Origin of the sequence: Actinomadura kijaniata NBRC 14229, assembly GCF_001552175.1 — a bacterium.
GTDB lineage: Bacteria > Actinomycetota > Actinomycetes > Streptosporangiales > Streptosporangiaceae > Spirillospora > Spirillospora kijaniata.
On record NZ_BCQR01000337.1, the window covers coordinates 1 to 1,239 of the forward strand.

1 protein-coding gene is annotated in these 1,239 nt (G+C 76.1%); it reads left to right on the plus strand.

Annotated features, from left to right (window positions below; all coding sequences use genetic code 11):
• Positions 1–1,239, plus strand: a 1,239-nt coding sequence (locus tag AKI01S_RS48590; protein WP_067833932.1) for an L-lactate MFS transporter, incomplete at both ends; no start/stop codon positions are given.

Below are 1,239 nucleotides of genomic sequence, written 5' to 3' on the forward strand. Positions count from 1 at the left end.
GGGCCGGCACCGCCGTCCCGCGCGCGCCGCCGGGCCGCCGCGCCTGGCCATCGCGTGCGGGGCGGTGCTGTTCCAGGCGTCGCTGGGCGGGATCTACTCCTGGAGCGTCCTCGCCCGTGCGCTCCAGGAGCCCGGCACCGCCTTCGGGCTGTCGCGGTCCCAGGCCGTGCTGCCGTTCTCGGTGGCGATCGGCGTGGTGTTCGTGGGCACCTACCTGGGCGGGCGGCTCCAGGACCGGCGCGGCCCGCGCGCGGCGGCGCTGCTCGGCGGCGTCCTGTACGCGACCGGCACGATGCTGGCGTCGCTGGCCACGGGCCGGGACCAGCTGTGGTGGATGCTGCTGTCGTTCGGGGTGGTCGGCGGGCTGGGCCTCGGGGTCGCCTACATCGTCCCGGTCGCGATGCTCCAGAAGTGGTACCCCGACAGGCGCGGCCTGATCACCGGGGTCGCGGTCGGCGGCTTCGGGTTCGGCGCGGTGCTCACCTCGCCGCTGGCGCAGGGCCTGGTGGACGCCCACCGGCAGACGCCGACCGAGGCGTTCCTGCCGCTCGGGCTCTGCTACCTGGTCGCCACGACGGCGGGCGCGCTGCTGTTCCGGAACCCGCCGCCGACCGCCCCGAGACCGGGCGGGCGCGGCGACTTCACGCTCCGGGAGGCGCTGCGGACCCGGCAGTGGTACCTGCTGACGGCGATGCTGACGCTCAACACCGTCGCGGGCATCGGCTTTGTCGCGGTCACCGCGGGCGCGGCCGTCGCGATCACCGGGATGGGGCCGGGCGCCGCCGCCGCGCTCACCGGGTTCATGGGGCTGTTCAACGGCGCGGGCCGCATCCTGTGGGGCTGGCTGTCGGAACGCCACGGCCGCATGCGGATCTTCACGCTGATCCTGGCGCTGATGGGCGCGGCGCTGCTGCTGGCCCCCCACGCCACCACGCCGCTGCTGTTCGTCCCGCTCGCCGCCGTGGTGTTCGCGAACTTCGGCGGCGGGTACGCGGTGATGCCCGCGACCGTCGGCGACTTCTTCGGCCTCACCAACGCCGGGGCCATCTACGGGCTGATGAACATCGCCTGGAGCGTCGGGGGAGTGGTCGGCCCGCTGCTGGTGGCGTCGCTGGCGGCGGGCGGCTCCTACGGCGGCGCGTTCACCACCCTCGCGGTGATCGTGCTGGCGGCGACGGCGCTGCCCGGCCTGACCCGGCCGCCGGGCCGCCGCGCGCTGCGGGGCCGCGCCCGGCGCCT